Raw genomic sequence first — 564 nt, 5'->3', positions numbered from 1 at the left:
CCGTCACATCAATCACACAAAGGTCCGTATAAATGCGGTCCACACATTTCAAACCTGTCGCAGGATAAGTCAGCTCAGCAACGATTTTAGGTTCGCCTTTTTTAGTGACATGATCGGTGGTGATGAAGACTTTCTTCGCACCCACAGCTAAGTCCATCGCACCACCCACAGCAGGGATGGCATCAGGTGCACCGGTATGCCAGTTTGCAAGATCACCATTTTCAGCGACTTGGAAAGCACCCAAGACTGCGATGTCTAAGTGACCACCACGCATCATGGCAAATGAGTCACCATGATGGAAGAAAGCTCCGCCTTCTAATAAAGTCACAAACTCTTTACCCGCGTTAATTAACTCAGGGTCACGGTCTTCTTCCGCAGGGGGTGGACCAAAGGCCAATAAACCATTTTCAGAATGTAAAAAGACATCTTTGTCAGAAGGTAAGTAACTCGAGATTTTCGTCGGTAAACCAATCCCAAGGTTGACATAAGCACCATCAGGAATATCTTGTGCAACACGTTCAGCAATTTGATCACGGGTTAATTTTTGATAACTCATTTTATTTC

General features: G+C 45.2%; 1 protein-coding gene. It reads right to left on the bottom strand.

Annotated features, from left to right (window positions below):
• Positions 1-556 (bottom strand): 3-oxoacid CoA-transferase subunit B (locus tag AC1M87_RS14765; RefSeq protein ID WP_481594119.1); only part of this gene is annotated, 556 nt, incomplete at its 3' end.
• Positions 557-564: the final 8 nt, after the last annotated feature.

The sequence above is a fragment of the Acinetobacter sp. 24-47-62 genome (assembly GCF_056779765.1).
Note: the sequence above shows the minus strand (reverse complement) of the source record. Positions and strands in the feature narration are given on the sequence as shown.